Below are 3,736 nucleotides of genomic sequence, written 5' to 3' on the forward strand. Positions count from 1 at the left end.
CGCCGCTGTTCGAACGGGAAGTCGAAGAGCGTGGCCAGGGTCATGGCCGTCAGTTCCTTGGATACGAGATCCACCCAGTCGAACTCCTGACCGATCGGCAGGGAGTCGAGGATCTGCCCCGCGCGTTCACGCACCAACGGCGCCATGTTGTGGAGATTGCTGGGCGCCACAGTCGGGCTGACGGCCTTGCGGGCGACGCTGTGCTCCGGCTCGTCCATGGTGATGAACCCGGCGCCGCCGCGCCGCCGCTGCCCCATCACCTTCTCCTGCTCGGCGAGGTTGGCCTGATTGATCAGGGTGATGCCCTGGGCCGAAGAGAAGGTCTCATGGTCGGTGTCGATCGCCATGATGTCGTTCCACTTGGTGACCGACCAGTAGGGGCCGTACTCACTCTCGGGCGTGAAGTGGACCGGGTCGTCGCGGCGCAGCCGTTCGAAAACTGGCCAGATGGTGTCATCATAGAACCGGCTGATCTTGGCCGGGTTGAGCTGTTCCAGCGGAGTGGCGGCGATCTCGGCGGCGGCGTCGGCGGGCGAGATCTTCACAGAGATGTTCACGACTGGCGGTCCCTTGCGCGTTGTTCAGCTCAGGATGCAGCCGCGCGGGCGCACGGCGGGCATCTTTGAGGCGACTGTGCTTGGCCCCCCGGGCTATGTCAACATCGATTGACTTAGCCCGGGCGTGCCCGCACGTTTGCTTCGATGAGCCCGATCACGCCAACCCTGGAAAAGCCCGTCGCGCCCCCCCGGCGACGGAACGCCGAGGCCACCCGGGCGGCTATTCTCGAGGCGGCGAAGGTGCAGTTCGCGCAGCTGGGCTACGACCGGGCGGTGCTGCGCGACATCGCCGGCGGGGCCGGCGTCGATGTGGCCTTGGTCAAGCGCTACTTCGGAGGCAAGGAAGCCCTGTTCATCGAAGCTCTGAAGGCCGCCTTCCTGCCCGAAGGAATGCCGCAGTGGGATCGTGCGACATTCGCACGAGACATGGCGGAGCGGCTGGCCGGAAGCCCCTATGCCGATGAAACCGGCACAGACCGGTTTCAGTTTCTGTTGCGCGCCGCGACATCTCCGACCACGGCCCCGCTGCTGAACGTGCTGCTGCAGGATCGGTTCCTGGCGCCGATCCGCGCCTGGCTTGGCAGCGTCGACGCCGACGCGCGGGCCCGGGTGCTGGCGGCTACCTACATCGGCGGCCTGGTGGAGCGTCTGATCCGCGGTGAGGCGCTGACCGGCCGCAAGCGGGCGGCCTATGTCGAACGGCTGGCGGCGATCTTTGAGGATTTGATCGCCCGGTCGTGATCCCTACCGCCGGTCTCCCGGACGGCTGCCAGGAACGCCTTCGTCATCCTGCGGCAGCATGCCGCCGCGACCGACGCTGCCGAGCAGCTGCTCCAGCACGGTCATCTCGCGGCCGCGGGTCGGCGTTTCGCGCCCGTTGAACGCGATCACCTTGCCGTCCTTCAACGTGTAGACGTCGACCGTCTCGACCATCTCCGAGTCCTTGTTGAAGGTGATGGCGGTCACGTTTCGCGAAGTGATGCGGGGGCGCTGGAAGGCCACCCGTTCCTTGATCTGGTTCACGTAGAACCAGACATTGGGGTCGAAGGTGGACTGCACCGAGGGCGAGCCCAGTTTGGCGCGAACGGTGGACTTGGTGTCTTCACCCACCTTCACGTCCTTGGGATCAGAATCGATCGCTTGAAAACCGGAGTAGCTGGTGATCGGCGAGCACGCCGAAAGACCGGCGCCGGTCAACATGAGGGCGGCGAGGGCGGCGAGGGCGGGGGCGCGGCGCATGCGTATCCGTGGCTTGGGTCGGTCGGCATGGACCGGCGTGAGGCTTTGACCTATCTCCCACCGACCCTGAGTTCAATGCCGCCCGTAGCCGAGGCTTCGGGCGAAAACGAGGCCGACCATGTTTCACCTGTTCCGGCCAAGACCGACCCAGCTCGCCGGCCAGCGTCTTCACGCCGCCGCCGTGGCCCGCGCCCGCGCGCCCGATCTCTACATCGCGCTGGGAGCGCCTGACACGCCGGCGGGCCGGTTCGAACTGCTAAGTGCGCACGTCTACCTCTTGCTCGCCCGCCTGAAGGGGCAGGGGCCCGCGGCGACCGACACCGCCCAGGCGCTGTTCGACACCTATGTGCGCGGTCTGGACAATGCGCTGCGTGAGCTCGGCGTGGGCGATCTCTCGGTCGGCAAGAAGATGCGCAAGCTGGGCGAGGCCTTCTACGGCCGCATCGGCGCCTATGAGGCCGCGATCGCCGCCCTGCCGGACGAGACCCCATTACAGGATGCGCTGCGCCGTACGGTCTATGAGGGTGACGCCGGGATCGACCCCGCGCCCCTGGCCGCGCGGCTGCTGGCGGAGCGCGCGGCTCTTGCGGCCCGACCGCTGGAGGACCTGCTGGCCGGAGAGGCCGGGTGGCCTGCGCCATGACCTGGCGCGAAACGATTCGGCTGCCCGAACTGGCGCACGGCCCGGTCCTGCGCCAGCTGGCCCCGGATGCGGCCCAGCGCGCGGCGATTGCGGCCGACCTGGAGCTGGAAAGTCTGCCCGCCTTCACGGCGCGGATCGAGATCAGCCCCTGGATGGACGGCGCGCAGGTGTCCGGGCGGTTCGAGGCGGTGGTGGAACAGGTTTGCGGGATCAGCCTGGATCCGTTCGAGCAAACCGTGGGCGGCGACTTCGAGGTCAGATTCGTGCCGTCCGGCAGCCCCCACCTGCTTGCACCGGAAGGCGGGGAGCTGGAACTGGATCCGGATGCGCCGGACCCGCCCGACCCGATCGACGGCGGGGTCATCGATCTGGCGGCATGCCTGGTCGAGCAGTTGGCGCTGGCGATTGATCCGTTCCCGCGCAAGCCGGACGCGGTCTTTGACTATCAGCCGCCGGAGCCTGAGACCTCGCCCTTCGCGGCGTTGCGGAAACTGACCGATCCCAAGGCCTAGGTTTGCACCGGGCCGGGCGAAGGCTAAGGTCATCCGCGAATCCGGGCGCGCAGGGTCGCAGCGCTCCGGGCTCGGCGGCCCGGCGTTCGCGAGGCCGCTGGAGCGGGGGACAGAGGCGCGAACTTGACCGACACCCTGGTGATCTCCGTCGACGTCATGGGCGGCGACCATGGCCCGAAGGTTTCCATACCGGCCTGCGCCCAGGCGCTCACAGGCCTGTCCGGCGTGCGACTCCTTTTGCACGGCGATGAGGCGCAGATCGGCGCGGAGCTCGGCCGACATGCAGGACTCGCGGCCCGGTGCGAAGTGCGCCACTCGGACAAGGTGATCGGCATGGATGAGAAGCCCGCCCAGGCCATGCGGCGGGGCAAGGGCTCTTCGATGTGGAACGCGGTCGAGACGATCCGTGAGGGCCAGGCTCAGGCGGCGGTCTCGGCAGGCAACACCGGCGCCCTGATGGCGATCTCCAAGCTGATCCTGCGGATGACCGGCGATCTCGACCGCCCGGCGCTCGTGGCCAGCATTCCCAACGCCCGGGCCGTGACCACTTTTCTGGACGTGGGCGCCAATGTGGATTGCGACGCGGCGCGACTGATCGAGTTTGCCATCATGGGCGAGGCCTACCATCGCGCGGCTCACGGCGTCGCGCGGCCGTCAGTGGGCCTGCTGAACGTCGGCTCGGAGGAAATGAAGGGGCACGAGGAGGTGCGCGAGGCCAACCGGCTTCTCCGGGAAGGCGACTTCGACCTGGACTATCGGGGTTTCATCGAAGGCGACGACATCAC

General features: G+C 67.8%; 5 protein-coding genes and 1 pseudogene. 4 read left to right on the forward strand and 2 right to left on the reverse strand.

Annotated features, from left to right (window positions below; genetic code table 11):
- Positions 1-557, reverse strand: a pseudogene (locus ACIQ3R_RS16375) (cytochrome P450); the annotation flags it as partial.
- A 144-nt stretch (positions 558-701) separates the two neighbouring features.
- Here ACIQ3R_RS16375 and ACIQ3R_RS16380 point away from each other — a divergent pair.
- Complete coding sequence (locus tag ACIQ3R_RS16380) at positions 702-1,298, forward strand: TetR family transcriptional regulator (protein WP_397419921.1); 597 nt, start codon at positions 702-704, stop codon at positions 1,296-1,298.
- 3 nt (positions 1,299-1,301) lie between these two features.
- Here the strand turns inward: ACIQ3R_RS16380 and ACIQ3R_RS16385 are convergent, their stop codons facing one another.
- A complete protein-coding gene (locus tag ACIQ3R_RS16385; RefSeq protein WP_397419922.1) occupies positions 1,302-1,796 on the reverse strand; it encodes an outer membrane protein assembly factor BamE in 495 nt (164 codons plus the stop codon).
- Between the two features lie 118 nt (positions 1,797-1,914).
- On the opposite strand from ACIQ3R_RS16385, the gene ACIQ3R_RS16390 reads away from it, so the two are divergent.
- From ACIQ3R_RS16390 to ACIQ3R_RS16400, 3 genes are all read left to right on the forward strand, one after another.
- Entirely contained in the window at positions 1,915-2,439 is a 525-nt protein-coding gene (locus tag ACIQ3R_RS16390) for a ubiquinol-cytochrome C chaperone family protein (protein ID WP_397419923.1), read from the forward strand.
- The gene (locus ACIQ3R_RS16395; protein ID WP_397419924.1) at positions 2,436-2,951 is read left to right on the forward strand and encodes a YceD family protein; all 516 of its coding nucleotides are present in this window, start codon (positions 2,436-2,438) and stop codon (positions 2,949-2,951) included. The genes ACIQ3R_RS16390 and ACIQ3R_RS16395 overlap by 4 nt, the downstream gene beginning before the upstream one ends.
- Before the next feature lie 123 nt (positions 2,952-3,074).
- Positions 3,075-3,736: phosphate acyltransferase (locus ACIQ3R_RS16400; protein WP_397419925.1), on the forward strand; the 662-nt coding region annotated here is incomplete at its 3' end.

Origin of the sequence: Phenylobacterium sp., from assembly GCF_044371015.1 — a bacterium.
Taxonomy (GTDB): domain Bacteria; phylum Pseudomonadota; class Alphaproteobacteria; order Caulobacterales; family Caulobacteraceae; genus Phenylobacterium.